Raw genomic sequence first — 3,187 nt, 5'->3', positions numbered from 1 at the left:
AGACGTCCAAGCCGAAGACCGCCGACGCGGGCAGCGATGCACGCCCCGGCTTCTCGCTGAATTGAGGAAGGTAGCACCATGACCAAGATCTTCCATCGTACGGCGGCCACCGCCCTCCTCCTCACCCTCGGCAGCGGCCTTACGGGCTGCACCAGCCCCGGTGTTCCGCTCAACCGCAGCCTCGAAAGCGTCCACCAGCCGGTGGTCCAGCGCACGAATTACACGATGGACCTGGTGTCCAACGGCACCGGCCTGGCACCATCCGAACAGCGCCGCCTGTCGGGCTGGTTCGAAGCGCTCGACCTGCGCTACGGCGACAAGATCAGCGTTGACGATCCGACCGGGTCCAGCGCCAACCGCGCCACGGTCGAAGCCGTAGTTTCGCGCTTCAGCATGCTGCTGAGCGGCGAAGCGCCAGCCACTCCGGGCTATGTCAATCCGGGCACGGTCCGGGTGGTCGTATCGCGCACTTCAGCTTCGGTTCGCGGCTGCCCTGACTGGGGCACCAAGTCCGACACCAACATGCACAATGCCACGGCAAGCGGTTACGGCTGCGCGGTCAACGGCAACATGGCGGCAATGGTCGCGAACCCTGAAGACCTGATCAAGGGCACCAGCGGTCCGAGCACCACGACCGTGATGAGTTCGAACAAGGCGATCGAAGGCTATCGCAAGGCAGAGCCGACTGGTGGTGGCGGCACAACCGTCAACAAGCAGTCGAGCAAAGGGGAGTAATTGACCATGAACGCGCCATGGAAAGCCTCGATGCCCGGCAACCGCGATCCCTTCGCCTCATTCTTGTGTGACGAAGCGGCGCTGGAAGTCCTGCGTCCAGTCGTCATCGAGATGGGCTGGCAGCCCGAGAAGTGCAACAAGGGCGGCCTGCGCAATGCGGTCCAGTCCCTGTCGATCTCGGCCAGCCCCAACATCCTCATGGTCGACTTGTCGGAAAGCGGCGATCCGCTCAACGACATCAACGCCCTCGCCGAGGTTTGCGAACCCGGCACGGTGGTGATCGCGGTCGGCCAGGTCAACGACGTTCGCCTTTATCGCGATCTCGTCGCCAGCGGTATCCACGACTACCTGCTCAAGCCGCTTTCGCCCGGCCAGCTGCGCGATGCGCTGATCCAGGCGCAGGCGGTATTCTCGGCACCCCGTCACTCCGACGGCACGACGGCCAAGCGCCACGTGTCGACCGCCGTGGTTGGAACACGCGGCGGTGTCGGAGCGTCTTTGCTGGCGACCTCGCTGGCCTGGCTGTTTTCGACCGATCACAAGATGCCGACCGCGCTGCTCGATCTCGACGTGCACTTCGGTACAGGTGCGCTCAGCCTCGATCTCGAGCCGGGCCGCGGCCTGACCGACGCGATCGAGAACCCAAGCCGCATCGACGGCCTGTTCATCGAACGCGCCATGATCCGCGCGAACGACAACCTGTCGATCCTGTCCGCCGAAGCGCCGATCAATTCGCCGCTGATGACCGACGGTACCGCCTTCGTGCAGCTGGAGGAAGAATTCCGCCAGGCGTTCGAAATGACAGTGATCGATTTGCCGCGCAACATGCTGATCAACTTCCCGCACCTGATGGCGGACGTGAACGTAGTGGTTCTGGCCACCGAATTCACCCTGGCATCGGCGCGTGATGCGATCCGCCTGCTTTCGTGGCTGAAGGCCAATGCCGCCCATGCCCAGACCATCGTTGTCGCCAACAAGGTCCAGCCCGGCGTGCAGGAAATCAGCCGCGCAGACTTTGAAGCCTCGATCGAGCGCAAGGTGAACTTCGTGATACCGTTCGACGTCAAGGGCGCGGCCAATGCAGCCAAGCTTGGCCAGACCTTCGCTGAAGCCAACCGCACGGCAAAGTCTGCGCAGGTCGTCCGCGATGTCGCCAGCCAGATCCTTGGTGTGGGCGATGCCGAGGAAGCTGCAGCGGTCGTCGGTACGCCGGCGAAGAAGTCACTGCTTGGCAAGTTCGACCTCAAGTCGATGCTGGCCAGCAAGCAAAAGGGCAAGGGCAAGGTCGCCGAAAAGGTGGCCTGACCTTCCCCGTGAATTTCGCGGGCCGGCATGGGCCGGTCCTACATGAACCAAGCCGGAGTATAGGCGCATGAGCCTGTTGCAACTTCTGCTGATCGCCGCCGGCCTGATGGCCATGATGGTGCTTGGCTGGTCGGCATTAACCGGTCCCAATCCGGTAAAAGAGGGCAATCGCCGCCTCAAGGCGTTGCGCTATCGCCATTCGGACAGCACGGTCGACAAGGTCGAGGCGCAGCTGCGCAAGGCCGTGGCGGCACGCAAGCCGAAGATGCACAAGATTGCCGGCTCGGGATCTCGGATCGAGGCGCTCATGCTGCGCCTGAACCGCACCGGCAAGGGCTGGTCGCTGCAGAACTACCTATACACATCGCTGGGCATTGGCCTGACGATGACGGTGATCATCTACTTCAAGTCGCACGCCGCGATGCTGTCGCTGGGTGCCGGCCTGCTGTTGGGAGCCGGCCTGCCGCACATGGCCGTAGGCTTCATGATCAACCGCCGCCTCAATGCCTTCATCGCCAAGTTCCCCGACGGCATCGAACTGATCGTGCGCGGTCTGCGTTCAGGCCTTCCGGTCACCGAAACCCTGCAGATCATCTCGGGTGAAGTCCCGGGCCCGGTTGGCGAGGAGTTCAAGATGATCACCGAGCGCATCCGCATCGGCAAGACCATGGAAGACGCCCTTCAGGAAACCGCCGACCGCATGGGCATTCCGGAATTCCAGTTCTTCTGCATCACCTTGGCTATCCAGCGCGAGACCGGCGGCAACCTGGCGGAAACGCTGAGCAATTTGGCCGACGTGCTGCGCAAGCGAGCGCAAATGAAGCTCAAGATCCGCGCGATGAGCTCCGAATCCAAGGCTTCGGCCTACATTGTCGGCTCGCTGCCTTTCGTGGTCTTTACGCTGCTGTGGTGGGTCAACCCCGACTACATCGGCAAGTTCTTTCAAGACGACCGCCTGATCATGGCAGGCCTTGGCGGGCTTGTGTGGATGACCATCGGCGTCGGTATCATGGCCAAAATGGTCAGCTTCGAAATCTGAGCGAGGAAAGACAACCATCATGTTGAAGACCCCGCCTGGACCAACCGTTCTCGGCATCGACGTAATCTGGGTCGGCTCGATCCTGATCGCGGTGGCTGCCGTGGCCAT

General features: G+C 62.5%; 3 protein-coding genes. All 3 read left to right on the top strand.

Annotation, left to right across the window (positions count from 1 at the left end; translation table 11 throughout):
- Positions 1–78 precede the first annotated feature (78 nt).
- The 3 genes from RMO89_RS06115 to RMO89_RS06105 all read left to right on the top strand — a co-directional run bounded on the left by RMO89_RS06115 (position 79) and on the right by RMO89_RS06105 (position 3,079).
- Positions 79–735: a CpaD family pilus assembly protein gene (locus RMO89_RS06115; RefSeq protein ID WP_310531860.1), complete on the top strand. Its 657-nt coding sequence runs from the start codon at positions 79–81 to the stop codon at positions 733–735.
- Between the two features lie 6 nt (positions 736–741).
- The gene (locus RMO89_RS06110) at positions 742–2,040 is read left to right on the top strand and encodes a pilus assembly protein CpaE (RefSeq protein ID WP_310531859.1); all 1,299 of its coding nucleotides are present in this window, start codon (positions 742–744) and stop codon (positions 2,038–2,040) included.
- A 67-nt stretch (positions 2,041–2,107) separates the two neighbouring features.
- Positions 2,108–3,079 carry a type II secretion system F family protein gene (locus RMO89_RS06105; RefSeq protein ID WP_310531857.1) on the top strand — a complete coding sequence of 324 codons (972 nt, stop codon included), beginning with the start codon at positions 2,108–2,110 and terminating at the stop codon, positions 3,077–3,079.
- Positions 3,080–3,187: the final 108 nt, after the last annotated feature.

Source organism: Novosphingobium sp. (genome assembly GCF_031424035.1).
Classification (GTDB): domain Bacteria; phylum Pseudomonadota; class Alphaproteobacteria; order Sphingomonadales; family Sphingomonadaceae; genus Novosphingobium.
Note: the sequence above shows the minus strand (reverse complement) of the source record. Positions and strands in the feature narration are given on the sequence as shown.

Coding starts and splice junctions, on each gene's coding strand:
- RMO89_RS06115 (WP_310531860.1), top strand. CDS start 79: ATGACCAAGATCTTCCATCGTACGGCGGCCACCGCCCTCCTCCTCACC.
- RMO89_RS06110 (WP_310531859.1), top strand. CDS start 742: ATGAACGCGCCATGGAAAGCCTCGATGCCCGGCAACCGCGATCCCTTC.
- RMO89_RS06105 (WP_310531857.1), top strand. CDS start 2,108: ATGAGCCTGTTGCAACTTCTGCTGATCGCCGCCGGCCTGATGGCCATG.